The organism is Comamonas sp. JNW, assembly GCF_003105075.1.
Lineage (GTDB): Bacteria > Pseudomonadota > Gammaproteobacteria > Burkholderiales > Burkholderiaceae_C > Comamonas > Comamonas squillarum.
This window is the reverse complement of record NZ_QETI01000011.1, coordinates 52,277-78,588: the sequence shown is the minus strand read 5'-3', so window position 1 is coordinate 78,588 and position 26,312 is coordinate 52,277. Positions and strand designations below refer to the sequence as shown.

Sequence of the window (26,312 nt, the reverse complement as noted above, 5' to 3'; positions counted from 1 at the left end):
TCAGTCCTTAACGCCACCGGCGGTGAGGCCGTGAACGAGGTATTTGCGCACCAGCACCGTGAACAGCAGCACCGGCAGCATCACCAGGGTGCCGGCCGCTGCAATCTTGGTCCACTCCCAGCCGTCGTACTGCAGAAAATTGACGATGGCCACCGGCGCCGTCACCGCCTGCGTGCGGGTCAGAATCAGTGCGAAGAAAAAGTCGCTCCACGAAAAGATGAAGCACAGCACGGCGGTGGCCACCAGGCCCGGCCGGGTCAGTGGCAAGGTCACATGCCAGAAGGCCGACCAGATGCTGCAGCCGTCCATCCAGGCCGCCTCTTCGAGCGCCGTGGGAATGGCCTCAAAAAAGCCCTGCATCATCCAGATCACGATGGCCAGGTTGAAGGTCAGGTAGACCAGCACCAGGCCCCAGACGGAATCGAGCAGGCCCAGCCAGCGAAAGGCCAGAAAGAACGGAATCGTGAACGCAATGGGCGGCGCCATGCGCGTGCACAGCACCCACAGCGCCACCTGGCGCCGCTGCTTGAAGCGCCAGCGCGACAGCGCATAGGCAGCGGGCACCCCCAAGAGCAGCGACAGCCCGGTGGACAGCACACTCACCAGCAAGCTGTTGCCAAAGGAGCGTGCAAAGTTGTCCTGCCACAGGCCCGCAAAGGCCTCTAGCGTGGGGCTGAAGATCAAATCCAGCGACAGCGCATCGCCCGACGGGCGAAAGGCCATCTGCACCATCCACAAAAAAGGCAGCAGCACCACCATCAGCACCACCACGGCAGCGGTGCTGCGCAGATGGCGCTGCGCGCCTTGCACGGCGCGTTGCCATACGGGCAGCGCAGGTGCTGCGTTGTGCCAGGTCTCAGCGTGCATGGGCATCTCCCTTGGCCCGGCTCAGGCGGCTGACCAGTGCGCTCAGCACAAAGATGATGGCCAGCATCACCACCGCAATGGCGCTGCCGTAGCCCCAGTACGAGAAGTTGAAGGCCTGGATAAAGCCGTAGAAATTGGTGACCTCGGTCACCGTGCCCGGCCCGCCATTGGTCAGCACATACAAGAGCGGAAAGGCCTTGAAGCTGTCGATCAGGCGAAACAGCGCGCAGACCACCAGGGTGCGCTGCAGATAGGGCAGCACGATGTAGACAAACACCTGCCAGCGGTTGGCGCCATCGATGCGGGCGGCATCGACCGGGTCGCGCGGCACCATCTGCAGCTGGGCCAGCACCATCAGCATCGTGAACGGGAACCACTGCCAGACATCGGCGGCCACAATGGCCCACAGCGCGGTGTCGGGGTTGGCGATCAGCGAGCGCAGCGGCCAGCCCCACTGCTCGAGCAGCGCATGCATCGGGCTGATGTCGGGCGTGTAGATGATCTTCCAGACCAGGGCCACCACAATCGGCGGCAGCACCATCGGGATCAGAAAGAACGTGCGCAGGCCCGCCACCACGCGGCTGCTGCTGTGCAGCAGCAAGGCCAGGCCCAGGCCGACGAGCAGCTGCAGCAGCACGCTGACCGACGAGAGCTTGGCCTGCACCCAGAGCGAATCTACAAAGCGCTGGTCCTGCAGCAGCTGCGCATAGTTGCCGGCGGGCTGGTCAAAATGGAAGGTCGCTGCCGGGTCGGTCAGGCTCAGCGGCGTGAGGCTCACCACCACCAGCGTGACCAGCGGCAGCAAGGTGATGGCGGCCAGCACTACCAGTGCGGGTGCCAGGCCCAGGCCATAGGCCCGCGCCGATTCGCGCTGCCAATTGCGCTGCCAGTGGCGCGACGCTGCAGCCGCAGCGGGCTTGCCGCGCGCCTGGCTGGGCAGCGGGCGCGCGGGTCCGGTGTCGAGCGCCTGCGGCGCGAGAGATGCAGTGGGCGGCATGGGCGCGTTCCCTCACCGCTCAGACCGAGACGCCGGCGCGGCGCAGCTCGGCAATCGACGCGGTCTGCGCCTGCTTCATCGCCTGCTCAGGCGTGCGCTGGCCGGTCACGATCAGCTCGATGGCCTTGTTGATCTGCTGGTCCACCTGCGGGTAGGCGGCCACGGTGCGGTATTTCATATGGCCTTGCTTGGCCGACAGCTCCACCGACGATGTCACCAGCGACGCGATGTCATAGCCGTTGACGCGCTGGCGCTCACGGTAGGCGGCCGAGTCAATGTCCGAGCGCCGCGTGGGCGAGCCGTAACCTGCAGCCACGGCGCGCTGCAAGGTTTCCTTGGACGTGGCCCAGCGGATGAACTGCCAGGCGGCATCCTTGTTCTTGCTGCCCACCGGAATGCCCCAGCCATGGATGGCCGTGCCCGGAAAGCGCCCGGCCACACCCTTGGGCACCTGGCCCCAGGCCGCCGATGCCGCCACCTTGCTACTGGACTTATCGGCCAGCTGCGAGAGGTTGATCTGGCCTTGCACGCTCAAATGGCTGCGCCCGGCCTTGAGCGACTGCACGGCCTGGTCCGAGGTGTAGGAGACCACACCGTCGGGCCCGTACTCGCGCAGCAGGCGGGCAAAGTAGTCGGCCGCCGCTATCGCCTCGGGGCTGTCCAAGGTGGGGAACAGGTCATCGGGCGCCTTGCGGAACACATCGCCGCCAAAGGCCTGCAGGAACGGGATGAAGGTCCAGCCATAGTGGTTGTCGGTGACAAAGCCGGCCGCGCGCTCCTTGCGGTTGAGCAGCTTGGCCGCTTGCAGCCAGGCGTCTGTCGTATCGGGAAAGGCCAGGCCCGACTGCTGGAGCACATCAAAGCGCGAGGCCGCCGCAATCGTGACCTCGGCCTGCCAGGGGATGCCGTAGAGCTGGCCATCGCGGCCGCGCTCGGGCGCCAGCGCGCCTTCGAGAAAGTCGCGGATGTCAAAGCTCGCCGGCGTCTTGTTGGCGTCGTTGATATAGCCATCGAGCGGCGTCAGCCAGCCCGAATTGATCCAGCGGCTCGAATAGATGAAGGTGACATTGACCGCATCAAAGGACGCCCCCTTGGTGGACAGCTCCAGGTCAGCGCGCTGGTTGTAGACCGGAAAGCCGGGCGTGTCGAAATTGACTTTGGCGCCCGTGGCCTCCTCGAACTCGGGAATCCAGGGCCGCAGCAGCTTGGAATACGGCGAGCTGTACAGCGAGGTATTGAGCGTTACGCCCTTGAGCGGCTTGCTGTCCAGCGCCAGTGCCGGAAAGCCCAGCACGCTGCCGGCGCCGGCCGCCAGCGCAGAGGCCAGCAGCTTGCGGCGCGGCACCAGCAGGCCGCCTTCGTAGTGGTAGGTGGTTCGGGTCATGGAAACTCTCTGTGGTGCGCGCAGGCGGCCATCGCCATCTGCGATCGGTGTGTTGCTGTTGGGGAGGGCGCTGCGCCCAGCCGGTGCGCCTGGCCGCCGCTCAGGCTGCTCAGGCCGCTGCCGGCTCGCGCACGGTCAGGTCGACGCTGGTGCGGCCATCGACCGAGGTCGCCACGTCGCCGGTGACCGTCACGCGCCGCATCACGCGGTGGGCATCGGCATAGTCATTGATGGCGTAGTGCTGGGTGGCGCGGTTGTCCCAGATGGCAACATCGCCCGGCTGCCAGTGCCAGCGCACGGTGTTTTCCAGCCGCACGATGCGCTCATGGAAGAGCTGCAGCAAGGCGGCAGACTCGTTGCTGCGCAGGCCCTTGATGCGCTTGGCAAAGTGGCCCAGCAGCAGCGCCTTCTCGCCCGTCTCGGCATGCACATGCACCAAGGGCTGCTCGGACTCGATGGTCTTGCTGGTGAAGACCTTGCGGTAGCTCGCCCGGCCCTGCGTCTCGGTCTGGCTGGCGGCTGTGTTCTGGCGGAAGTTCTCCGCATAGTCGTAGTCATTGCCATGCACGGCCCAGAGCTGCTCGGCGAGCTGCTGCAGCGGCGCGGGCAGGCCTTCATAGGCGGCCACGGTATTGGCCCAGACGGTGTCGCCACCATGGCCGGGCAAGGTCACGGCGCGCAGCACACAGACCTTGGGGAAGACCGCCTTGAAGGTCACATCGGTGTGCCAGGAATCGGCCCGGCCGCCGTGCTGCGAGTTGAGCTCCAGAAAGGCCGTGCCATCGGGCGCGGGCACGGTAGGGTGGGCCTCGATCTCACCAAACAAACGGCCAAAGGCCTGGTGGCCGGCGTCATCGAGGTGCTGCTGGCCCCGGAAGAAAATCACCCGGTGCTGCAGCAGCGCTGCCTTGATCTGGGCAAACAGCGCCGGTTCCAATGCACCCGACAGCGACACCCCATGCACCACCGCGCCGATGCGGCCCGCCAGGGGCTCGACGTGCAGGGCCGTAGCTGCAGCGGCATCGGCCGCTGGGCTCAGGTGGCGAACATTGGTGATGGCATTCATGGGCGCTCCTCGTGGTCTGGCAATCGGGTTGAAGCCTTCATGCTAGGCAGCGGGGTGCGCCACCACAACGACGCATTTCATGCATCGATATGCCAACAGCAGCTAAGAAAAAAGAGGCATAAGCCTCTTTCTTCGGTGTCTAAAGCCATCTACCGCATCGGCGCCGCTGGTTCGCCGTACGGTGGGCGCGGCATCAGAACAGCACGCGGCAGCGGATCGTGCCGGCGATCTGGGCCAGCTTCTCCAGCGCCAGGGCCGACGATTCCTGGTCGATATCGATCACCACATAGCCCACCTTTTCATCGGTGCGCAGGTACTGGCCGGCGATGTTGATGCCGTTGTCGGCCAGCACCTGGTTGATGGCCGACAGGATGCCTGGGCGGTTCTCGTGCACGTGCAGGATACGGTTCTTGCCAGGGTGCTCGGGCAGGGCCACTTCGGGGAAGTTGACCGCCGAGGTGGTGGTGCCGTTGTCGCTGTACTTGACCAGCTTTTCTGCCACTTCCAGGCCGATATTGGCCTGGGCTTCCATCGTCGAGCCGCCGATGTGCGGGGTCAGGATCACGTTGTCCATGCCGCGCAGCGGCGACTGGAACTCGTCCTTGTTGCTCTTGGGCTCGACCGGGAACACGTCGATGGCCGCGCCCAGCAGCTTCTTGGCTTGCAGCGCCTGGGCCAGCACGTCGAGGTCCACCACGGTGCCGCGCGAGGCATTGATCAAAATGCTGCCAGGCTTCATCGCCGCGATCTGGGCCGCGCCAATCATGTTGTGGGTCGAGGCCAACTCGGGAACGTGCAGGGTCACGATGTCGGACTGCGCCAGCAGCGCGTTGAGGTTGGCCGCCTGGTGCGCATTGCCCAGCGGCAGCTTGGTGACCACATCATGGAACACGACCTTCATGCCCAGGCCTTCGGCAAGCACCGACAATTGCGTGCCGATCGAGCCGTAGCCGACGATGCCCAAGGTCTTGCCACGGATCTCGAAGGAGTTGTCGGCGCTTTTCTTCCAGCCGCCCCGGTGCGATACCGCGTTCTTCTCGGGGATGCCGCGCAGCAGCAAGATGGCCTCGGCCAGCACCAGCTCCGCGACAGAGCGTGTGTTGGAGAAGGGCGCATTGAACACCGCAATACCGCGCTCGCGCGCCGCATTCAGATCGACCTGGTTGGTGCCGATGCAAAAACAGCCCACTGCCACCAGCTTGTTGGCCGCAGCAAACACATCGGCCGTCAGCTGCGTGCGCGAGCGGATGCCGACAAAGTGCACGTCGGCAATCTTGCGCTTGAGCTCTTCGCCCTCCAAGGCGCCGGTCAGCGCCTCGACCTGGGTATAGCCTGCCGCCTGCAACACCTTGAGCGCAGAAGGGTGGATGCCCTCGAGCAGCAAGAACTTGATCTTCGATTTATCCAGCGATGTTTTGGTCATGAATGCGCGCTTTCTCTTTCACAAACGACTGCGGTCTGCCCACCAGGCTGCGATCGGCAGCTAGCAGACCCGGGTCGATCATGGCGCAGAACCTTTGCCATTACGTGTTGTCGGGTTGACCCTAGGTTGTATCGCAGCAGGGCTGGCGCCCAATCACCTGCGCCAGCTTGCCCGCCGCCCCACAGCAAACCTTTGATTTGTTGGGTATTTAAGAATCCAAGGCCTTCGCTGACAGCGCCCGGGCTTCAACCCTGGCCTGCAAAGGGCGGGGCTGCGTGGTACAAAAAGCGGGTGATTTTGTGACACAACCACCAGGAGTTTTGTATGACAAGCACCGCAACCCATAACCTGTTTGAACCTGTGCAGGTGGGTGATCTGGCCCTGGCAAACCGCATTGCGATGGCCCCGTTGACGCGCAACCGTTCGCCCAAGGCCGTTCCCCAGCCGATGGCAGCCACCTACTATGCCCAGCGCGCCAGCGCCGGGCTGCTGATCACCGAGGCTACCGCCATCAGCCACCAGGGCCAGGGTTATGCCGATGTGCCCGGCCTGTACGAGCAGGACCAGCTCGATGGCTGGAGCAAGGTCACCAGCGCGGTGCATGCCAAGGGCGGCAAGATCGTCTGCCAGCTGTGGCATGTGGGCCGTGTCTCGCACCGCCTGCTGCAGCCGGACCAGCAGGCCCCCGTGGCGCCCTCGGCCATCACTGCCAAGACAAAGACCTACCTGATCGACCCGGCCACCGGCGAAGGCCGCTTCGAGCCGACCTCCGAGCCGCGCGCGCTGGATGCCGAGGAGATCCCCGGCATCGTGCACAGCTTTGCTGCGGCCGCCCGCAATGCGGTCAAGACCGCCGGCTTCGATGGCGTCGAGATCCACGGCGCCAACGGCTACCTGCTCGACCAGTTCTTGAAGACCGGCGCCAATGCGCGCCGCGACGACTACGGCGGCTCGATCGAAAACCGCGCCCGCCTGACCTTGGAAGTCACCCGCGCGGTGATCGACGCGGTCGGCCGTGGCAAGGTCGGCATCCGGCTCTCGCCCGTCACCCCCGCCAATGGCATCGACGACGCCGATCCCCAGAGCCTGTTCACCTACCTGGCCCACCAGCTGGCGCCGCTGGGCCTGGCCTATATCCATGTGATCGAAGGCGCCACCGGCGGCCCGCGTGAAGTCGAAGGCCGTCCCTTCGACTACGAGGCCTTCAAGGCGGAATACCGCCGCGCCGGCGGCAAGGCCGCCTGGATGGTGAACAACGGCTATGACCGTGCGCTGGCCGAGCAAGCCGTAGCCAGCGGCCAGGCCGATATCGTCGCCTTTGGCCGGCCCTACATTGCCAACCCCGACCTGGTCGAGCGCCTGCGTAGCGGCGCGGCGCTGAACACCGGCGACAGCAGCACCTACTATGGCGGCGGCGAGAAGGGCTATACCGACTACCCCACCCTCGCCGGCTAAGCGCCTTGAACGGCCTGGGCCTACAAAGGCCCGGGCCGCGGCTTTACCGGATTTTGGTAGAGTGCGCAGATGCCATTGACTCCCCTCTTCCGCACCACGTTCTGTCTGCTGCTGGTCCCCGGCCTGGCCGCCTGCTCCAGCCTCTGGCCCTCCAAAAAAGAGGCCCAACCGGCGCCACGTGCGCCCCAGCAGGCTCCCGCAGACAAACCGGCACCGCAGGCCCCGTCACCTGCGGCGGCCAGCATCAGCGAAGCCGACCTGGCCGGCGTCTGGGAATGCCAGTTCCAGATCAGCATGGGCAAGGACAGCGCCAGCTTTACCTATACCAACCAGTTCAACCCCGACCACAGCCTGCGCTCGCAGGCCTTTTTGGTCTATGACATGCCCAGCACCGACCAGCAATACCGCTTTGTGCTGCAAGGCACGGGCCAGTGGCGCATGGACGGCAGCACCATCACGATGATCGTGCCCGAGGTGGTCAAGCAGGACCGCTCCGAGCACAAGAAGCCCGAGCTGATGCAAGACAAGGATCTGGTGCCCGAAGATTTGAGCGACACCTGGGCGGTGCAGGCCCACAAGGGCAAGAACCTGCGCGTGACCGTGGGCAGCCTGGCTGACTCCATGCTCTGCAACAAGGAATAAAGGCCGGGCCTGCCATGGATTCGCTGACTCTGGCCTTTTTGCCGCTGGCCCTGTGGTGGCCGGTGGCCCTGGGCCTGTCCTTGCTGCTGGTGCTCGCCGCCGTGCTGTGGATGTTTGTGCAAAACCGCCCCACCCGGCAGCGCGCAGCAGGTGGCGGCCCCGCCTGGCTGCCCTGGGCCTTTGCGCTGTTGGCGCTGGCCTGGTGGGCCTGCGGCTTGGCGCTGGCCTTGTGGCCGCTGAGGGAGCTGGACGAACTGGGCCAGTGGGCCCGCGCACCCAGCTATGTGCTGGTGCCGCTGTGGATTGGCGGCATTGCCTGGGTGGGCGCGCTCCTGGTGCAGCGCCTGCTGCGCAGCACAGCGGCCATGCGCGGCTAAGAACCTGTTCAAAGCACCGGTTTGGTGGCGATTGCCGATTGACAGCCGCCCCATTTGCGCGACACTGGTGTTTACATCTGAGTTGGAGGCTTGCCATGACCGATATCGACAGCATCAACCTCGACAAGCTGCGCAATATTGTGCAGAAGTTCACGCACCGCGACTTCACGGCCGCCCAGATTGCCGACGACTACTGGGATGGCGCTGCCGAGCAGATCGGCGCCAGCGGCGCACAGTTTGAAGCCGTATTGCAGCGCAACGCGGCGCTGCTGGGCATACAGACCGTTGGCAGCCACCAGCCCGCCCGCTGGCATGTAGCGGCTTAACGGCTGTTTCACCTCCCCCTCTTCCCTATCGCACAGCACCGCCGCCCAGCGGTGCTAGGCTTGCACCATGCTGCAGCCCGAACGCCTCCATTTCCGCGATTTCTCCCCCGCCGACCTGTTCGTCGTCGCCCATGCGATGGGTGATGCGCGGCTGACCGCGTTCTACGGGCTGGAAACAGAGCACAGCGATGCCCGCGCGATTGCGCAGGAGCAACTCGATTGGTATGCGTCCGTCGCCAGTGAGGGCAGCGGCTGGTGGCAGGCGGTGCTGCTCGATGGCGCCGTCATCGCGGCCGTCGGCCTCTACGACCATGACGACGAAGCCGACAGCGCCGATCTGGGCTACTGGCTGCTGCCCGACCACTGGGGCCAGGGTTGGATGGACCAGGCGCTGCGCCAGTGGCTGCCCAGCGCCTTTGCGCGTCTGGACTTGCACAGCGTGGTGGCCTATGTGGAGCCTGGCAATGCGGCATCGACCCGGCTGCTGGACCGCCTGGGCTTTTGCCACGAAGGCCTGCTGCGCGACTGCAGCAAGCGCGATGGAGCGTATGTATCGCTGCAGCGCTATTCGCTGCTGGTCAGCGAACTGGCTGCGCTGTAGCGCAACAGCGCTCAGCCCGCCGGCTGGCCATCGCGCACATGGCAGCCCTGCAGATGGTCATTGACCATGCCCATGGCCTGCATGAAGGCATAGACCGTGGTCGGGCCGACAAACTTCCAGCCGCGTTTTTTCAGGTCCTTGGACAGGGCGACCGCCTCGGGCGGCACACCCATCTGGCGCACGGCCTCCAGCGTGATGCGCTCGGGGCGGCTGGCGGGTGCTGGCGCAAAGCGCCACAGGTAGGCGTCAAAACTGCCGAACTCGCGCTGCACTTCGGCCAGGCGCTGGGCATTGTTGATCACCGCCTCGATCTTGCCCCGGTGGCGCACAATGCCGGCATCGGCCAGCAGGCGCTGCACATCGTCGGCGCCAAACTGCGCCACCTGCAGGGCATCAAACTGTGCAAAGGCGGCTCTGAATGACGCGCGCTTGTTCAGAATCGTCAGCCAGCTCAGGCCCGCCTGAAAGCCTTCGAGGCAGATCTTCTCGAACAGCCGGCGGTCGTCATGCACGGGGAAGCCCCATTCATGGTCATGGTAGTGCTGGTAGAGGGGCGAGGCCATGCACCAGCTGCAGCGCGCGCGCTGGTCGTCGGCCAGCGCCAGGCCTGGGGCGAGGGAGTCAAGAGGCATGGGGGCGTGCGCACGGCTACTTGGCAGCCGGGCTCCAGTAGGGTTTGAGGCTTTGGGCCTCTTCGTCAAAGCGCAGATTGGTGGCCTTGATCTCGTCGTTGATCGTGGCGATCTGCTCGTCCACTTCCTTGAAGTCACGGCGGTTGCCATCGAGGCGCGCCTGCAGCGGGGCGGGCGCCTTGCTCGGGTCCTTCTTGTAGAACTCCATGTCCTGGTCGATCTTCTTGCGGTCTTCCAGCAAGAAGCTGCGGCGCTCCTGCACGATGCGGATCTGGGCGCGCAGCACGTCGACGGCTTCAGCGCGTTCGGCGTCATGCGCGGCCTTGCTGGGGAAGCGGGTCGCCAGTGCCCGCTCGCGGCGCTTGCCGTCATTGGCGCGGTAGCGCTCTTCGGCCTCACGGCGCTGCTGGGCGGCCTGCTCGGCGCGCTCGCGCTCGGAGTAAGCAGGCCCGACCGTGCGTACCGCACCGCCGGGCATCGTGACCTGCTGCTCACGGTCCGCGCAGGCGGCAATGGGCCGGTCCGCCGTCAGGCGGCGCCCGCCCGCATCGACGCAGCTGTAGACCATGGTCGTAGACGGGGACTTTTGGGCATGGCTGGCGCCAGCGAGCATCAGCATCGCCATGGCCCAAGCAGCGGCACACCGGTCCTTGCGCATCGTCAGATCCTTATCATTCAAAACTATCGAATTCTAATAATCAATTGCCAACGCCATAACGTTCCCGGTACGCCAGCACCTGACTGTGGTGTTCACGCATCGAATCGGCGGCCGCACCCTGGGCCAGAAAGGCCAGCAGGTCCTCCAGCTTGGCGATGGTGCAGACCTGCATGCCCAGCTGGTCACGCACATATTGCACCGCACTATGCGCCACATCCTTGCCATTCTCAGTGGCTTTTTCCTGTCTGTCCAATGCGATGGCCATGGCGTGGGGGATGGCGCCCGCGCCCTGGATCAGCGCAATCGATTCGCGCGCTGCGGTGCCGGCCGACATCACATCGTCAATGATCAGCACGCGGCCCTTGAGGGGCGCACCCACCAGGCTGCCGCCTTCGCCGTGGTCCTTGGCCTCTTTGCGGTTATAGGCAAAGGGCACGTTCTTGCCCTGGCGCGCCAGCTCCACGGCCACGGTCGCAGCCAGCGGAATGCCCTTGTAGGCCGGGCCGAACACCATGTCGAATGCCACACCGCTGGCCAGAATCGCTTTTGCATAGAATTCGGACAGCCGCGCCATCTTGGCGCCGTCATCGAACAGGCCCGCATTGAAGAAATACGGGCTGATGCGGCCGGCCTTGGTGGTGAACTGCCCAAAGCGCAGCACGCCCGCGTCCACGGCAAACTCTACAAAATCCTGCGCCAGCTGCGCATCCGCGCCTGACTGTGGGAGACTAACGACCATGACCCAATCCTTGTTCAAATTAACCAGCCTCAACCTCAACGGCATCCGCTCCGCTGCCACCAAGGGCGTGATCCCCTGGATTGAGACAACCCGGCCCGATTGTATTTGTGTGCAGGAAATCAAGGCACAGCAAGCGGATATGCTGGACAAGTTCGACGTCATCGATGAGATGAACGGGTATTTCCAGTTTGCCGAGAAAAAAGGCTACTCGGGCGTGGGCATCTATACCCGCCATGCGCCCAGCGATGTGGTGATCGGCTTTTCGCCCAACGAGTTCGACGCCGAAGGCCGCTATGTGGAGCTGCGCTTTGACACGCCCATGCGCAAGCTCTCCATCATCAGCTGCTACTTCCCCAGCGGCAGCTCCGGCGAGATCCGCCAGGCCGCCAAGTACCGCTTTCTGGCCGAGCTGCACCCCCACCTGATGCGCCTGCGCGCCGAGCGCGACTTCATTCTCTGCGGCGACGTGAACATTGCCCACACCAATGCCGACATCAAGAACTGGCGCAGCAACCAGAAAAACAGCGGCTTTCTGCCCGAAGAGCGCAGCTGGATGACCCAGCTGCTGGAGAAAGAGACCGAGACCGGCGGCCTGGTCGATGTGTACCGCGTGCTGCAGCCCGATACCACCGATGCCTGCTACACCTGGTGGAGCAACCGGGGCCAGGCCTATGCCAACAATGTGGGATGGCGCCTGGACTACCACCTGGCCACGCCCGCGATTGCCGCGCTGGCCCGCAAGGAGCATATCTACAAGGATGTGAAGTTCTCGGACCACGCCCCGATCACCATCGATTACGACTTCCAGCTGTAACCCATCGCCCAGTCCCTGCGGCCTCCGTCCCGGGAGCTGCAACCGCCCTTCGGGAGCCTTCCATGCGCATGACCGCAGTACCTGTTCTTCTGGCCTGTCTGCTGGCCAGCACGGCCGCCTGCGCCAAGAATGCCTCCGACTACAGCACGCAGGAGCTGGTGGAGGCGCTGGCCCAGCGCCTGTCCAAGGTGCTGCTGGCAGGGCCTACGCGGGATTCACCAGACAATACCGCCGCCATCATCGTGCTCGAAGGCAAGGCCCTGGCACTGGCACCCCGGCTGCAGTCCACCGCCACGATGCGGGTGCTGAGCCGGGAGCAGCTGGTGGCCGAGCAGCGCGCCAACTTTCTGATCATCTCGCAGCTGGGCCAGCAGGGCGCGGACATGCTGGTCGATTACGAGACGCCCAATAACGCCTCGTACGGCACCCTGCGCATCCAGCACAAGGACGGCAAGCTGGTCTTCAAGGGCGAAGACACCTACCGCAGCAGCAGTGGCGCGCGCGCGACCTATGCCCGGCTGTATGGCGGCCTGCCCTGCCGCAATGGCAGCGAGATGGCCTACCGCTTCAACTATGCCGACCGCTATGCGCGCAGCGGCGAGTGCCCGGTCGAGCGCTTTCCCAAGAGTGACTCCGCCTTCGAATGGTAAGAGCGCTCAGCTTTTGAGCGTCGCCAGCACCTCATCGAGCATCTGCTTGGCATCGCCAAACAGCATGCGGTTGTTGTCCTTGTAGAAAAGCGGGTTGTCCACGCCGGCGTAACCGGTCGCCATCGAGCGCTTCATCACGATCGACTGGCGCGCCTTCCAGACCTTCAGCACCGGCATGCCGGCAATGGGACTGCTGGGGTCGTCCTGCGCGGCGGGATTCACGATGTCATTGGCGCCGATGACCATGGCCACATCGGTGTCGGGAAAATCGTCGTTGATCTCGTCCATCTCCAGCACGATGTCATAGGGCAGCTTGGCCTCGGCCAGCAGCACATTCATGTGGCCGGGCATGCGGCCGGCCACCGGGTGGATCGCAAAGCGCACCTCCACCCCGCGCTCGCGCAGCGTGCGGGTGATCTCGTTGACGGTGTGCTGGGCCTGGGCGACTGCCATGCCATAGCCCGGCACGATGACCACGCGCTTGGCCTCGCGCAGCATCTCGGCGGTTTCGGCTGCGCTGATGGCCACCACCTCGCCCTGGGGCGCCTGCCCAGCGGCCACTGGCGCGCCGCTGCCAAAGCCGCCAGCGATCACGCTGATAAAGCTGCGGTTCATCGCCTGGCACATGATGTAGCTCAGGATCGCCCCCGACGAGCCCACCAGCGCGCCGGTGACGATCAGCAGGTCATTGCCCAGCATGAAGCCCGTGGCCGCTGCGGCCCAGCCCGAATAGCTGTTGAGCATGGACACCACCACCGGCATGTCCGCCCCGCCAATGGCCATCACCATATGCAGGCCAAACAGCAGCGCGATGGCGGTCATCACCAGCAGCGCCAGCATGCCCAGGCCCAGCGATGCGCTCTGCACAAACCAGCAGCCCAGCACGACCACCACCACCAGCCCCAGCAGATTGAGCAGATGCCGGCCCGGCAGCAACAGCGGCTTGCCACCAATGCGGCCATTGAGCTTGCCAAAGGCCACCAGCGAGCCCGAGAACGTGACCGCGCCAATGAGAATGCCGATATAGATCTCGGCCGCGTGGATGGCCTTCTCGGCGCCTTGCAGCGGGTGCGAGGTATCGACATAGCTGGCAAAACCCACCAGGCAGGCGGCCAGGCCGACGAGGCTGTGCATCAGCGCCACCAGCTCGGGCATCTGGGTCATCTTGACCCGCTTGGCGGCATACAGGCCGATGCCGCCGCCCAGCACCAGCGCGATGACAATGGCCACGACGCCGGACTGCGAGACGCGCGGGCCAAAAATGGTCGCCAGCACCGCCAGGCCCATGCCCAGCATGCCCAGCAGATTGCCTCGCCGCGCGGTCTCGGGGTGTGACAGCCCGCCCAGGCTGAGGATGAACAAGATGGCAGCGCCCAGGTAGGCGACGGTGGCAAGGCTTTCGGTCATGCGGTTCTACCTCGGTGGCCTATTTGCGGAACATGGCCAGCATGCGGCGCGTGACCGCAAAACCACCAAACATATTGATCGCCGTGAGCACCAGCGCCACAAAGGCCAGTGCGCCGATCAGCAGCCCCGGCCGGTCCGTGCCCACCACGCCCGGCGGTGCCATCTGCACCAGCGCGCCAATGGCGATGATGCTGGAGATCGCATTGGTCACGCTCATCAGCGGCGTGTGCAGCGCGGGCGTCACGTTCCAGACGACCATGTAGCCGATAAAGCAGGCCAGCACAAACACCGTCAGATGCCCCAGGAAGGCCGCAGGCGCATGGGCGCCAATGAGCCAGAAGAGCAGCGCCAGCACTGCAAAGAGGATCGCCAGGGTGCGTGCCGGCAAGGGGCTGCCGGCGCCATGGCCGTGGCCGTGGCCGTGGCCGCGTTTTTTTGCAGCCGCCGGGCTGGCTGCTGCCGTGCCCGCAGCTCCCGCAGTAGCCGCTGCCGGTTTGGCCACGGGCGCGGCCGCCAGCGCAGGCGCGGGCCAGCTGATGCTGCCCTGGTACACCACCGTCAGGCCCCGGATCGCATCGTCCTCCATGTTGACCAGCGCATGCCCATCCTTGGCCTTGCACAGCTCCTCGGTCAAGCGCAGCAGGTTGTTGGCATACAAGGTGGAGGACTGCGCCGCCAGGCGCGAGGCCAGGTCGGTGTAGCCCACAATCGTCACGCCGTGGCGCACCACGGCCTCGCCGGGCACCGTCAGCGCACAGTTGCCGCCCTGCTCGGCGGCCATGTCCACAATCACGCTGCCGGGCTTCATCGCCTGCACCATCTCGGCAGTGATCAAGCGCGGCGCGGGCTTGCCGGGGATCAGGGCCGTGGTAATGATGATGTCGGCCCATGCCGCCTGCTGCGCATACATCTGGCGCTGCGCGGCCTGAAAGCCCTCGCTCATCACCTTGGCGTAGCCGCCGCCACCACCGCCTTCTTCGGCATAGTCCACCGGCACAAAGGTGCCGCCCAGCGACAGCACCTGGTCGGCCGCCTCGGCCCGCGTATCGTTGGCGCGCACCACCGCGCCCAGGCTGACCGCCGTGCCAATCGCCGACAGGCCGGCCACCCCTGCTCCCGCAATAAACACCTGCGCAGGCGGCACCTTGCCCGCCGCCGTGATCTGCCCGTTGAAAAAACGCCCAAAGGCATGGGCAGCCTCGACCACCGCCCGGTAGCCGCTGACGCCCGCCATCGAGGTCAGCGCATCCATCTTCTGCGCGCGGCTCAGGGTGCGCGGCAGCGCATCCATGGCCAGCACGGTCAGCCCCTTGGCTGCCAGCTGCGCCATCAGCGCGGGGTTTTGCGCGGGCCAGACAAAGCCGACCAGAATCTGGCCGGCATGCATCCATTCCACCTCTTCAGGCGTCGGGGGCCGCACTTTGAAGAGAATGTCAGCCCCTGCCCAGATCGCCGCACTGGGCAGCACCTGGGCGCCCGCCGCGCGGTAGGCCTCGTCGCCAAAACTGGCCGCCTCGCCAGCGCCAGCCGCCACACTGACACGAAAGCCCAGCTTGACCAGCTTGTCGACCACCGCAGGCACAGTGGCGACACGCTTTTCACCGGGAAATATCTCGTGCGGCACACCGATACACTGGGGCGGAGACGCCGCGGCCTGCGGCGCAGGCGCGGTGGGCGGTGAGATGCTGGACATGGATGCGCGCTCCTGGTTCAGGGATCAACGGGCTTGCAGAGCGCCGGTATGCCCGGCGATGGCTGCAGCGCTGAACCCCTTGTATCACGGGGCAGCCATTTGGGCTACGCGCATTTTTGCCTAGGGGCCCTATCGCGCCCCGGCACGTCAGTCCAATACACCCAGCCCCACCGCATTGCCATGGCGGTCGCGCAAACGGGTCATCGTGCCACCACGGTTCATGATCGGCATTTGCAAGAACTGGTGCCATGCCCAACCCACCTCGGGGGCAAGTTGCCCGCAACTGACGTCCGCATCGTATCGATCGCTCACCAAAGAACAAAACACCGAGCCATCGGCTGTGGTCACCACGTCTCCGACCACCTGGGTCAGCTCCAAGGTCTTCTTGGCACCGTGAAGAAACCACTTGCCCAGCATCGCTTCGGGGAAATTGGCCGGCTTCTCCAGCTGTAGACGGCGGATACGGACCGGGCTTTCTCCCGGCAACTGCAATTGGCCCACGGTCCACCACAACGACGCTTCGTTGGGCGGGGTATCAGAGCGGTCATTGGCGATGTCGTAGGCAAACTCCAGCTGTGCATGGCCTGCCTGGCTGCGCCATTGCGCGGATTGCTTGGCGCCGCCCACACTGCGGCCGCCAACGTACTCGTCCATCGGAATGGCGGCCACCGAAGCCATGGATTTCACCCCTTTGCTCAGATAGGCCGCACTGCCCATATGAAAGCTCGGCTGCAGATTGTCGCGGTAGTGGTAGACCTGCAAGATGGCCGTATTGCCCTGGATGTCCAGCGCCAGCCCCCTCCCCGGCTTGCCGGTCAGTTCATCTTCCACCACCCAGGTGCCATTGATCGGCATCAAAGTCGAGACGTTTTCCGTGGAAAAGCAGCTGACCTGGCAGACTCCACCTCGCCTAAAAAGCCCGCGCTGGTAGTTCTGCTCGACAGAGGTGGTCCATGTCGTGTTGCCCTCTTGGCGGCGGCCTCCTACCTCGTGCGCTCCCAGGTTATAGCCGGTAATGGTTTGCGCCTTTCCCGCCGGTGCACCTTGCAATTGCACGCTGCCTACCAGGTCATAGCCCACCAGCTCAAAAGTCAATGCCGCCACGCGATAGCTCGCCGCATCATTGGCCGGTGTGGCTGTGTTGGGGTGTGAGCAATGCCAACGCGCGCGCTGACCCTGCAGCTCGCAGTCCAGCTCTTCAAAAACAGTGAAAGCAGGACTGTAGTACCCTGCCTGGGCCTCCATCAAAGTGAGTCGGAAGCGGCCATCCGACATACGCGTCAGTTCGCTCTTCCATTGGTTGCTCACATCACCTTGGCCATCCAGCACCAGCATCGACAGCACGCGTATCCCCGTTTGCGCACGCGGGTTCGTGACGTTGGCATCATCGCTGCGCACCACAAAGCGTTCGATAGCCGTCTCCGGCTCGCCGGGGAACTGCACCGTGCCAGCAACGCCGTTGCGGAAGTTCACACGCACATTCCCGAGGGATTGGTCTTCAACGGCATCGCGCGCCTCGCTGCCAAAACTGCGGCCGCCCTTGTAGCGCATCAGTGGCGCGGTGACGCTGTTGCCGTCCATCTGGCCGGTGGCGGTGTAGAAAGTGGCATCACCATTCTTTTCATAGCCAAACACCTGCATGAAGAAGGTGTTGCCCTGCACATCAATCGCCAGGCCTCGGCCGGGCTTGCCGTCCAGCTCATCAGTCACCACCCAGGTGCCTGCTTGCGGCGTGAAATCACGTGCTGCCCAGCCAGGGGTGCACAACAGCATCGCGGCGCCCGCCAAAACTGCAGATCGAAAAAATGGAATACCCAGAGCTTTCTTCACCTTCTACCTCCTTTGATTATCGGGGCAGTATATACAGCAACTCCGCACTATTGCATTCACCAATACATCTTAGGTGGCGTTTGCAGAAACCCATGGCTCTAAATACTCAAGGCACCTGCACCGGGTACAAAGAAATTTCCAGACCTATCCCCAGCTCCCCGGCGCACTGCACCAGTACCGCAGGAAAAGCCAGGTACTGAAACCCCTCTTCTCTGGCCTCGCGCGCAAAATCCAGCGTCGCCGTCGACTCCGGCGTCTGCATCATCAACCTGATATCGGCGGCATGGTTGCTGAGAAAGGCCAGTGCATCCCGCAACTGGCCAGAAACATCATCGAAGTCGCAGTCGCTCACCAAGAAATGGGCCGTGCCGTTTTCCAGCCGATAGGGTTGGATCGTGGTATTGGCCAAACAGACTTCCACGTTCAAACCTGAAACTCGCAATACTGCGCTCATCGTCAATATCTCCCCCGCTATTTTGGTGCTTTATTGCGCTATAGCATTGCCCATTTTTTCCAGGCATCTGTCGAACCCAAAAGTCTAGCGAATATGGCGTAGCACCCACCATTTTCGTCTTTTCACTGGTTGGGTTCTAAATCCAGAGATCATTCGCCACCGTGCGCGCCCCCGCCTCCCCATCCCCCGTATTCGCCACCCCACGCGGCTCGATCAGCAGCAGCTGAACCTCTTCCTGTGCAAAGGGTTTGTGCTCTATACCCTGGGGGATAACAGCCATTTGGCCGGCCTGCAGGTGGATGGCGCGGATGTCACCGCTGGCGTCGCGCAGGTCGATGCGCAGCTGGCCATCGAGGACGATAAAGGTCTCATCGGTGTCGCGGTGCTGGTGCCAGAGAAATTCGCCAGCGATCTTGACGACCTTGAACTGGTAGTCGTTCATCTCTGCCACCACGCGCGGCTGCCAGTGGCCCTGCAGCAATGCGATCTTGCCTTGCAGATCGATGGACTGGCCTTGGCCACGGTGGCTTGGAGTGGGAGCTGTTTCGGTAGGTGCTGACATGGTGGTGCTGTAAGTGTTGAAAACAGCAGCCAGCTTAAGAATGCACCGCCCAAAAGTATTGAACGTTTGTGGGGAAGCGTTCAGCGGCGTGATGCCTGGCGCATGACCTGCAGCCAGCGCCCCGGCGTGATGCCAAAGGTCTTGAGAAAATGCCGCGTCATATGGCTTTGATCGGCAAAACCGGCATCCTGGGCGGCCTCGGCCAGCGACAGGCCCGCCAGTAGCACGCGCCGCACGGCATCGAGCCGGCGCATGGTGAGGTAGCGGTAGGGGCTGGTGCCGTAGAACATGCGGAAATCATGCGACAGGCTCCAGCGGTCGCGGCCGGTGGCCGCTTCCAACTCGTCCAGCGCCACGACCCGGGTGGCATGGGCCTGCAGATAGTCACGCGCGCGGAGGGCGGCTTGGTAGTAGCCCTTGCCTATGGCGCGCCGCGTGCCGGGCCCACCGGTGGCAGCGGCCAAGGCGTGGGCCAGCTGCACCAGCGCATCGCTTTGCTCCAGCGGCTCGGCAATATCCCCCACGCCTTGCAGCAGGACCTCAGCAGCGGCCGATATCGCCGGGTCGTTGGTGATGCCGCCCTCCAGAAATGGCAGCGCGCTGCCGCCCAGAATGTCCTGGATCAGCGCAGGCTCCACATAGACCATGCGGTAGCGAAAGCCCTCGTCCGTGCCGGCCTGCCCGTCATGCGCCTCGTCGGGATGGAGCACCAGGGTGCTGCCGGCCAGGCTGTCGCGCCGGCCGCGCCGGTAGTGAAAGCTCTGCACGCCCGCCAGGGTGCGCCCTATCGCATAGGTGTCGTGGCGGTGCATTGCGTAGGCCCGGCCCTGGAACCAGGCCTCGATGCGCTCCATGCTGTCGGAAGGCGGGCTGCGCAGCACCCAATCCGAACGTGGCAAGGCAGGGGGGCGGGGCATCAAGAGTCCAGACAGGTGGTGAAAGCAGGGGGCGAAGTGCTGATTCTACAAACCATCCCCCAATCGGCGCCCGCCACTTGCGGCTCCGAACCCCGCCCAGCCCCAAGCCCACCACAGCTTGCCGCACAATAGCCAGATTGCGCCCCGCATCCGCCAGCCCTGCGCGTTGCCGCAGGCACCGATTTGAACCATGCTCCACTACCACACGATTCCCGTCACCGCGTTTCAGCAAAACTGCTCCCTGGTCTGGTGCGACCAGCAGATGGAGGCCGCCGTCATCGATCCCGGTGGCGATCTGGATCGGATCGAGGCAGAGATCGCGCGCCTGGGTCTGCAGCTCCAGGCCATCTGGCTCACCCATGCGCATATCGACCATGCCGGTGGCGCCGGCGAGCTGGCCGCGCAGCGCGGCCTGCCGATCATTGGCCCGCACCCGGGCGACCAGTTCTGGATCGATGGCCTGCCCCAGCAAAGCCAGATGTTCGGCTTTCCACCCGCGCAAAGCTTTACACCTACGCGCTGGCTGCAGGATGGCGATACGGTCAGCATCGGGCAGGAGACCCTGCAGGTGCGCCATTGCCCCGGCCACACCCCCGGCCATGTGGTCTTCCATGCGCCGCAGATCACGCGCTGCTTTGTTGGCGATGTGCTGTTTGCCGGCAGCATTGGCCGCACCGATTTCCCCCAGGGCAACCACCAGCAGCTGATCGACTCCATCACCCAGCGGCTGTGGCCCATGGGCGATGCAACGGTGTTCATCCCCGGCCATGGCCCCGAGAGCAGCTTTGGCCGCGAGCGCCAAAGCAATCCTTATGTGGGTGGGACCTGATCCGGGGTTCAGGTTTTAACGCCAAAGGCCAGCGGCATGCCGCTGGCCTATTTTGCATGGGCGCCGATCAGAACTTGGCGGTCAGCGAGGCGTAGAACGAGCGACCGGGCTCGTTGTAGGTGGCGGCCCCTGCGCCGTAGATGGTGCGCGGGTTGTTCACGCCCACGGCATTGCCCATGCGGTAGAGCCGCTTGTCAAACAGGTTCTTGATGCCGGCGGTCAGGGTGACATCCTTGCTGAAGCTGTAGCGCGCGCCCACGCCCACCAGCGCATAGGGGGCCAGGCGGCGGGTTTCCTCGCCGGTCAGCGGCAGGCCCTGGTAGTCGAGCTTGTTGGGCTTTTGGCCGCCGTACCAGGTGACCGAGCCGAGCAGTTGCAAGGCGTTGGTGGTCTGCCACTCCATGCGTGAATTGAGCGTGTACTTGGGGATGATGGACAGCTGCTCGCCGGTGGTCTTGTTCTTGCTCTGCACCATGTACGTGAGGTTGTTGCTCAGGCGCACTGCGGGGCTGAGCTTGACGTTGAACGTACCCTCCACACCAGAGACCACTGCCTTGGGGATATTGGTCCAGGTGAACACATCGGCATTGGCATAGGCGCCGGTGCCGCCGGTCGCGGTGCCCACCGGGGTCATGCCCGCATCGATCTTGTTGCGGTAGTCGTTGTGGAACAGGGTCACGCCCGCCAGCAGGCCCTCGTCGGCATACTCGATGCCCAGCTCCTTGTTGATGCTGGTCTCGGGCTTGAGGTCGGCCTTGCCCATCAGGTAGCAGGCGCCGCCCGCGCCCCAGCAACCAATGCCACGGCTGTAGAGCAGGTAGTTGGGGTTCGTCTGGTACAGATTGGGCGCCTTGTAGGCCCGCGCCACACCGGCCTTCAACGTGACCTTGTCCGTCAGGTAGTGCGACAGGTTCAGCGACGGGCTCCAGTTGGTGCCCACCTCGCTGTGCTGGTCCAGGCGCAGGCCGGGGGTCAGCAGGGTTCTGGCATTGAGCTCGATGTTGTCTTCGACAAAGAGCGAGGCAATGCGCGACGATGCTTTGCCGCTGCGGCCGGTGTTGTCCACCCCCGGCACGCTGCCGGCCTCGGTCGTGGTTTGCGAGACGGAGTTGCTGTCGTTGAGCTTTTGCTCCACCCACTCGGCGCCCAGGGTCATCACATGGGGCAGGCTGCCCCATTGGCCTCGGGCGCTGATCTCGCCATGGGCGGTCAGGATGTCGAGCTTGGAGGTGCCATAGGCATCGCTGGAGAACAGGCCTTCGGTACCGCCGGCCAGGCCTTCGTTCATGCGCGTGTTGCGCGTGGTTTCGTACTGCAGGTAGGCGGTGGAGCTGCCAAAGTCGTACTCGCCCTTGTGCGTGACGGCATAGGTCGAGCGGTACATGCGGTTGGTCTCGGTGCCCAGCGCATCGAGCACGCGCTGCGAGGTGGCCACCAGCTTGCCATTCGCATCGACCGTGTAGTTGTTGGTGTTTTGCGTATCGCCCGCGTAGATATTGCCCTGGCGCGCAAAGCTGGCATCGAAGTCGATGCGGTGGCCCGCTGCGGGCTTGAGGCTCAGGCGCCCCGAGAGGTTGCGGTCGCGCACGCCTTCGCGGCCGGCCGGAAAGGTGCCGGCATAAATGCCGGTGCGGGTCGAGGCATGGCCCTGGTTGATGTCCCAGGCGTCCGCATCGGTCTTGTCGACATTGCCGCTCAGGCGAAAGCCCAGCTGCTCGGAGATCGGCCCGGCGAGCGAAAAGCTGGTGCGGCTGCTGCTGCCGTCGCGCGAATCCTCTGGCTGGTTGTAGTACACGGTGGCGCTGCCGCTCAGCTTGTCGGGGATGCCCTTGGTGATGATGTTGACCACGCCGCCAGCCGCCCCATTGCCGTAGCGGGCAGCGGCGGGGCCGCGCAGCACCTCGATCTGCTCGACGGCCTCTTGCGGCACCCAGTTCATGTCGCCCCGCGTGTCGCGCTCGCCGCGCCAGCCGTAGCGCACCGATCCGCGGCTGTTGACGGGCTTGCCATCGACCAGGATCAAGGTGTTTTCCGGCCCCATGCCGCGCAGGTCGATCTGGCGGTTGTTGCCGCGCTGGCCGCTGCTGGAGTTGCTGGTCAGGTTCACACCGGGCTGCTGGCGCAGCACATCGGCGAGGTCATTGCTCGGCTGGCTGTCCAGGTCCTCGCGCGTGACGGTCGAGACGCCCGGCGCCTGCTTCCAGGCGCTTTCTGCCGTGCCCAGCACCTGCACCGTCGCCAAGGTCGGATCCTGCTCCGACGGCGCTTGCGCTGCAGCCTGTGTTTGCGCCTGGGCCCCTGCCTGCATGCCCAGCACCGCCACCGCCGCTGCCACGGCGCGCAAACGCCACCCCTGTTCCCCTGCCTGGATCGCCATACCACCCCTTTTTTGAAAGACAAATGATTTTCATTACCGAATATCGAATTCTTCCATTGCAGGGGTGACTCGTGGTTTGCGCGGCCAACAAAGATGTTTGCGCCAGCGGCAGCACAGGCATGCAGCAAGGCTAAAAGCCGGAAGGCGAGTGATTAAACCCGTACCCGCGCCAGCTTGGGCGCCAGGCCAAAGCGCCGGCGGTAGGCGGTGGCAAAGTTGGCGGCGCTGGTGTAGCCGGCCAGCAGCGCGGCCTGGCCCACGGTGATGCCATCGCGCTCCAGCGCCTGGCGGGCGCGCTGCAGCCGGCATTCGCGCAAAAACTCAAACACCGTGGTGCCGTAGACGCTGCGGAACTGGCGCTGCAAGGTGCTGGCATTGACGCCTGCCTGGCGCGCAATCGCATCCATCGACAGTGCATCGGCCTGGCCCGAGGCGAGAAACGCATGCAACTCGCGCAGCCGCTGGTGTTCGCGCGGCAGCAATCTCGCCGCACTGCCGCCCGCCGCTGCGGCCTCGCAATCGCCCACGGTGGCCAGCGCCTCGCCCAAGAGCTCCAGCGCATGGCTCTCCAGGTACATGTGCTGCAGCAGGGGAGTCAAGCCGGGCGGGTGCACGATCTGCTCGGCAATCACCGCAGCGCGCGGCGACAGCTGCCACTGGCGCGTGGCCAGGTGCTCGTGCATGAAGCGCTGCAGATCGGGCCAGCCGGCCCCATCGCCACCACCAGCCTGGGCCAGCCAGGCAGGGGTGAGCCCCAGGCTGACGCGGCGCGAGTACACGCCCGAGCGCGCCCGCCGCTCAAAGCGCTCGCGCTCGGCCACCGACACCAGCGCGGCGCTGGCGCCTGCGCCTTGGTGGCTCAGCGCCACCCGGGTCAGGCCGTAAGAGACATCGATACGCCCTTCGAGCAACACCACCAGGCGCAGCCCGGCATCGATATCGGCCTGCGCGGTCTGGTCGCGCGGGTCGCAGCCGTCTTCGCTGTGCAGGTTCAGGCCAGGGCGCAGCTCGCGCAGCCGCGAGACATGCGCGCGCAGCTCCGCCTCGGCGTTGATCGCGGAATCAGCGGCGCGCACAGGCCAGGCCGGTAGAGCGTGTTGAAGGAGCCCAGCATGCGCAAACATCTTTCTTGCTGCAGCAAACATGGGCCAAGCGGGTTTGTGCCATGCTTGCCATGATAATTTCTTAATGCAAATCATTCTCAAGCCCATGGTTGATTTGCCGCAAGCCCAGCCCCTATGCAACTCGCCCTGCCCCCTCTTCCCACCCTGCCCTTGGCCCAACTGGCCGATATAACCCGGCGCCGTTTGCTGGGCCTGGGCGCTGCGCTCGCGCTGCCCGGCTGCGCCTGGCACAGCAGCCTGAAGGACGCGCCACCGGTCACCCTGCCCGGCACGCGGCAGCTGGACCTGCGCGCCCCCGGCATGCCGGGCCCGGGCGCGCCCGAGCGCGTGCACCGCATCATGGTGGCCGTGCCGCCCGCGCCACCACCGCCCCAGGGCTACCCGGTGCTCTATCTGCTTGACGGCAACCTGCTGTTCACGCCCACCGCGCAGCTGATGCGCAACCGTTTTGCGCGCGGGCCCTCGGTGCCCACGCAAGGCGCCGTGGTCGTTGGCCTGGGCTATGCCGACAGCCAGGTGCTGGACCTTGCTGCGCGCAGCTATGACTACACGCCGCCAGCCCCCGGCCCGGCTACCGATGCGCGCGGACGCGCCGAAGGCGGTGCCGACCATTTCCTCGACTTCATCGACCAGCAGGTGCGCCCGCTGGTGGAGGGGAGCTTGCCGATCGACACGGCGCGCCAGACCTTTTTTGGCCACTCGTACGGCGGCCTCTGTGTGCTGCACGCGCTGCTGACGCGGCCGGGCAGATTTGGCCGCTATGTCGCCGCCAGCCCCTCGATCTGGTGGCGCGATGGCTTGGTGCTGCAGGCCTTGCCCGGATTCTTGGCGCATGCCGCCAGCCAGGCGAAGGATGCGCCGGCGCTGCGGCTGCTGGTCACGCAAGGCGAGCGCGAAGCGAGGCCTGTGGCGCCATCCACGCAGGCATCTCGGCCCGCGCCATCCCCCCCCGCCAGCGACCCGGCCCGCGACGCCATACGGCGCCAGCGCCAGAACGCCCCGGGCATCCCCGCGCTGATGGAGGGCCTGCGCGGCGCGCCGGACCTGGAGTTGCGCTATGCCAGCTTTCCTGGCGCCGACCACGGCAGCGCCATGCTGCCAGCGGCCCAGCAGGCGCTGGCAATGGCGATCGAGGACTGAGCGCCATGCCTGTGTCCACATTACCCATCCTCTCCAGCCAAGGCCAGGTCGCCACCCCGGAGGCCAGCCGCTATCTGCAGCGCCTGTGTTACCACTTCAGCCGCAAGATCAGCGTGCAGTACGACAGCCACCAGGGTGAGGCCCAGTTCCCCTGGGGCCACTGCAGCCTGCGGGCCGAGGGCGACATGCTGTCCTTTGTCTGCAGCGCTGACAATGCCGAGGCACTGGCCAGGGTGCGCCATGCGATCGACGCGCATGTGGCGCTGTTCTCGCGCAAGAACCCGATGGTGGTGGCCTGGGTGTAAGGTCGTCTTAGGCTTGACGTTTAGCGCTTGGCCTGCTCGTAGAGGCCTTGCACCTTGGGCACATTGGCCTGCAGGCTGGCAATGCGGTTGGGCCCGGTCGGGTGGGTCGACAAAAAGCCGATGCCGCCCTTGCCGGTGGCAGCGCCCATCTTCTCCCACAAGCTGACGGCGGCCTGCGGTGCATAGCCGGCACGCGCAGCGATCTCCAGCCCCACCAGATCGGCGTCGGACTCATCGGAGCGGCTGAACTTGAGCGTAAGCAGCTGGCCGCCCAGGTTGGCCGCAGCGGTGCCCATATCGCCCAGACCCAAAATCGCCGCACCCAGGCGGATGCCCAAGCCAGTGGCCTGGGTCTTGGCCAGCTGCTCGCGCGAGTGCTCGCGCAGCGCATGCGCCATCTCATGTCCCATCACCATCGCAATCTCGTCGTCGCTGAGCTGGAGCTGGTCAATGAGCCCGGTGTAGAACACGATCTTGCCGCCAGGCATGCAAAAGGCGTTGATCTGCTTGTTGCCGATCAGGTTCACCTGCCACTTCCAGTCCTTGGCGCGCGGGTTCCAGGGCAGGGCCTGTGCAATCAGGCGCTGGGCAATCGTCTGCAGGCGCTGCAGCTGGGCATTGCCCGGCCCCGCCAATGCGCCCTGCTGCTTGGCCTGCGCCAGCAGCTCCCCGTACTGCTGCTGTGCCGCCTGCTCCAGCGCTTCGGCCGGCACCAGGTTGCGCAGCGCCGACGACTTGCCCACCTCCACCTGCGCCCAGGCCGTGCCCGTCCCGCCAGCACTGGCCACCACAGCTCCGGCCACCAGGGCCTGCAGCCAGGCACGGCGCCCTTGGCAGGCGCAGCTGAACAGTGGTGAGGGATGGGGTAGATCAGGCATTCCAGTTCCAATCATGAAAGAGCGATGATTGCACAGCATTTTTAGCCCCATATACGATTTCGCTTGGTACATCGATGAACATATTTAACAAATAAATTGCAAACAATGGTGGGCTCTGGTACAAATCGACACCTTATTACATTTTGCTTCCAAGCAAAGCGGGCC

27 protein-coding genes are annotated in these 26,312 nt (G+C 64.9%); 10 read left to right on the top strand and 17 right to left on the bottom strand.

All coding sequences use genetic code 11. The annotated features are described in order from the left end of the window. The 5 genes from DCO45_RS16125 to serA all read right to left on the bottom strand — a co-directional run bounded on the left by DCO45_RS16125 (position 1) and on the right by serA (position 5,737). Positions 1-867, bottom strand: a complete 867-nt coding sequence (locus DCO45_RS16125; protein ID WP_243419384.1) for a carbohydrate ABC transporter permease — start codon at positions 865-867, stop codon at positions 1-3. Next, positions 857-1,864 (bottom strand): sugar ABC transporter permease, encoded by a 1,008-nt coding sequence (locus DCO45_RS16120; RefSeq protein ID WP_116926785.1) that lies wholly within the window; start codon positions 1,862-1,864, stop codon positions 857-859. The genes DCO45_RS16125 and DCO45_RS16120 overlap by 11 nt, the downstream gene beginning before the upstream one ends. Before the next feature lie 19 nt (positions 1,865-1,883). After that, positions 1,884-3,248 carry an extracellular solute-binding protein gene (locus DCO45_RS16115; RefSeq protein WP_243419383.1) on the bottom strand — a complete coding sequence of 455 codons (1,365 nt, stop codon included), beginning with the start codon at positions 3,246-3,248 and terminating at the stop codon, positions 1,884-1,886. A 109-nt stretch (positions 3,249-3,357) separates the two neighbouring features. Beyond that, positions 3,358-4,314 (bottom strand): TauD/TfdA family dioxygenase, encoded by a 957-nt coding sequence (locus DCO45_RS16110; RefSeq protein ID WP_116926784.1) that lies wholly within the window; start codon positions 4,312-4,314, stop codon positions 3,358-3,360. Between the two features lie 193 nt (positions 4,315-4,507). Then, on the bottom strand, positions 4,508-5,737 hold the full coding sequence (gene serA, locus DCO45_RS16105) for a phosphoglycerate dehydrogenase (RefSeq protein WP_116926783.1): 1,230 nt from the start codon (positions 5,735-5,737) through the stop codon (positions 4,508-4,510). A gap of 324 nt (positions 5,738-6,061) precedes the next feature. On the opposite strand from serA, the gene DCO45_RS16100 reads away from it, so the two are divergent. The 5 genes from DCO45_RS16100 to DCO45_RS16080 all read left to right on the top strand — a co-directional run bounded on the left by DCO45_RS16100 (position 6,062) and on the right by DCO45_RS16080 (position 9,138). Beyond that, positions 6,062-7,192 (top strand): alkene reductase, encoded by a 1,131-nt coding sequence (locus DCO45_RS16100; RefSeq protein ID WP_116926782.1) that lies wholly within the window; start codon positions 6,062-6,064, stop codon positions 7,190-7,192. Between the two features lie 69 nt (positions 7,193-7,261). After that, a complete protein-coding gene (locus DCO45_RS16095; protein WP_133248181.1) occupies positions 7,262-7,834 on the top strand; it encodes a hypothetical protein in 573 nt (190 codons plus the stop codon). Between the two features lie 14 nt (positions 7,835-7,848). Continuing rightward, positions 7,849-8,211, top strand: coding sequence for a hypothetical protein (locus DCO45_RS16090; RefSeq protein ID WP_116926780.1), 363 nt, complete (start codon positions 7,849-7,851; stop codon positions 8,209-8,211). 95 nt (positions 8,212-8,306) lie between these two features. Further along, the gene (locus DCO45_RS16085) at positions 8,307-8,537 is read left to right on the top strand and encodes a hypothetical protein (RefSeq protein ID WP_021026822.1); all 231 of its coding nucleotides are present in this window, start codon (positions 8,307-8,309) and stop codon (positions 8,535-8,537) included. Positions 8,538-8,604: 67 nt separating this feature from the next. Further along, on the top strand, positions 8,605-9,138 hold the full coding sequence (locus tag DCO45_RS16080) for a GNAT family protein (RefSeq protein ID WP_116926779.1): 534 nt from the start codon (positions 8,605-8,607) through the stop codon (positions 9,136-9,138). An 11-nt stretch (positions 9,139-9,149) separates the two neighbouring features. Here the strand turns inward: DCO45_RS16080 and DCO45_RS16075 are convergent, their stop codons facing one another. Genes DCO45_RS16075 through pyrE form a run of 3 tightly spaced genes read right to left on the bottom strand, consistent with a single transcriptional unit; the run spans position 9,150 to position 11,167 of the window. Next, positions 9,150-9,770, bottom strand: a complete 621-nt coding sequence (locus tag DCO45_RS16075; RefSeq protein ID WP_116926778.1) for a DNA-3-methyladenine glycosylase I — start codon at positions 9,768-9,770, stop codon at positions 9,150-9,152. 16 nt (positions 9,771-9,786) lie between these two features. Further along, positions 9,787-10,428, bottom strand: coding sequence for a DUF4124 domain-containing protein (locus DCO45_RS16070; RefSeq protein ID WP_133248180.1), 642 nt, complete (start codon positions 10,426-10,428; stop codon positions 9,787-9,789). Between the two features lie 40 nt (positions 10,429-10,468). Then, entirely contained in the window at positions 10,469-11,167 is a 699-nt protein-coding gene (pyrE, locus tag DCO45_RS16065) for an orotate phosphoribosyltransferase (protein WP_021026826.1), read from the bottom strand. Between the two features lie 10 nt (positions 11,168-11,177). On the opposite strand from pyrE, the gene DCO45_RS16060 reads away from it, so the two are divergent. Together DCO45_RS16060 and DCO45_RS16055 are read left to right on the top strand one after the other, a co-directional pair. Then, positions 11,178-11,981 carry an exodeoxyribonuclease III gene (locus tag DCO45_RS16060; protein WP_116926855.1) on the top strand — a complete coding sequence of 268 codons (804 nt, stop codon included), beginning with the start codon at positions 11,178-11,180 and terminating at the stop codon, positions 11,979-11,981. A gap of 62 nt (positions 11,982-12,043) precedes the next feature. Further along, positions 12,044-12,631 carry a hypothetical protein gene (locus DCO45_RS16055; protein ID WP_116926776.1) on the top strand — a complete coding sequence of 196 codons (588 nt, stop codon included), beginning with the start codon at positions 12,044-12,046 and terminating at the stop codon, positions 12,629-12,631. A 6-nt stretch (positions 12,632-12,637) separates the two neighbouring features. Here DCO45_RS16055 and pntB read toward each other — a convergent pair whose 3' ends face one another. The 6 genes from pntB to DCO45_RS16025 form a co-directional block, all read right to left on the bottom strand. Then, the gene (gene pntB, locus DCO45_RS16050) at positions 12,638-14,038 is read right to left on the bottom strand and encodes a Re/Si-specific NAD(P)(+) transhydrogenase subunit beta (RefSeq protein ID WP_116926775.1); all 1,401 of its coding nucleotides are present in this window, start codon (positions 14,036-14,038) and stop codon (positions 12,638-12,640) included. Positions 14,039-14,057: 19 nt separating this feature from the next. After that, positions 14,058-15,731: a Re/Si-specific NAD(P)(+) transhydrogenase subunit alpha gene (locus DCO45_RS16045; protein ID WP_116926774.1), complete on the bottom strand. Its 1,674-nt coding sequence runs from the start codon at positions 15,729-15,731 to the stop codon at positions 14,058-14,060. Between the two features lie 147 nt (positions 15,732-15,878). After that, positions 15,879-17,504 (bottom strand): hypothetical protein, encoded by a 1,626-nt coding sequence (locus DCO45_RS16040; protein WP_133248179.1) that lies wholly within the window; start codon positions 17,502-17,504, stop codon positions 15,879-15,881. Between the two features lie 163 nt (positions 17,505-17,667). Further along, a complete protein-coding gene (locus DCO45_RS16035; RefSeq protein WP_133248178.1) occupies positions 17,668-18,015 on the bottom strand; it encodes a hypothetical protein in 348 nt (115 codons plus the stop codon). A 136-nt stretch (positions 18,016-18,151) separates the two neighbouring features. Continuing rightward, positions 18,152-18,577, bottom strand: a complete 426-nt coding sequence (locus DCO45_RS16030) for a cupin domain-containing protein (protein WP_116926771.1) — start codon at positions 18,575-18,577, stop codon at positions 18,152-18,154. Positions 18,578-18,657: 80 nt separating this feature from the next. Then, the gene (locus tag DCO45_RS16025) at positions 18,658-19,494 is read right to left on the bottom strand and encodes an AraC family transcriptional regulator (RefSeq protein WP_116926854.1); all 837 of its coding nucleotides are present in this window, start codon (positions 19,492-19,494) and stop codon (positions 18,658-18,660) included. Positions 19,495-19,684: 190 nt separating this feature from the next. On the opposite strand from DCO45_RS16025, the gene DCO45_RS16020 reads away from it, so the two are divergent. Next, positions 19,685-20,323, top strand: coding sequence for an MBL fold metallo-hydrolase (locus DCO45_RS16020; RefSeq protein WP_116926770.1), 639 nt, complete (start codon positions 19,685-19,687; stop codon positions 20,321-20,323). Positions 20,324-20,390: 67 nt separating this feature from the next. On the opposite strand, the gene DCO45_RS16015 is transcribed toward DCO45_RS16020, so the two are convergent. Together DCO45_RS16015 and DCO45_RS16010 are read right to left on the bottom strand one after the other, a co-directional pair. Further along, the gene (locus DCO45_RS16015) at positions 20,391-22,700 is read right to left on the bottom strand and encodes a TonB-dependent siderophore receptor (protein WP_116926769.1); all 2,310 of its coding nucleotides are present in this window, start codon (positions 22,698-22,700) and stop codon (positions 20,391-20,393) included. Between the two features lie 152 nt (positions 22,701-22,852). After that, complete coding sequence (locus DCO45_RS16010) at positions 22,853-23,776, bottom strand: helix-turn-helix transcriptional regulator (RefSeq protein ID WP_232539473.1); 924 nt, start codon at positions 23,774-23,776, stop codon at positions 22,853-22,855. Between the two features lie 162 nt (positions 23,777-23,938). On the opposite strand from DCO45_RS16010, the gene DCO45_RS16005 reads away from it, so the two are divergent. Beyond that, the gene (locus DCO45_RS16005) at positions 23,939-24,964 is read left to right on the top strand and encodes an alpha/beta hydrolase-fold protein (protein WP_116926767.1); all 1,026 of its coding nucleotides are present in this window, start codon (positions 23,939-23,941) and stop codon (positions 24,962-24,964) included. A 5-nt stretch (positions 24,965-24,969) separates the two neighbouring features. Beyond that, complete coding sequence (locus tag DCO45_RS16000) at positions 24,970-25,269, top strand: DUF2218 domain-containing protein (RefSeq protein WP_232539474.1); 300 nt, start codon at positions 24,970-24,972, stop codon at positions 25,267-25,269. A 20-nt stretch (positions 25,270-25,289) separates the two neighbouring features. Here DCO45_RS16000 and DCO45_RS15995 read toward each other — a convergent pair whose 3' ends face one another. Next, positions 25,290-26,147 carry a M48 family metallopeptidase gene (locus tag DCO45_RS15995; protein ID WP_116926766.1) on the bottom strand — a complete coding sequence of 286 codons (858 nt, stop codon included), beginning with the start codon at positions 26,145-26,147 and terminating at the stop codon, positions 25,290-25,292. Positions 26,148-26,312: the final 165 nt, after the last annotated feature.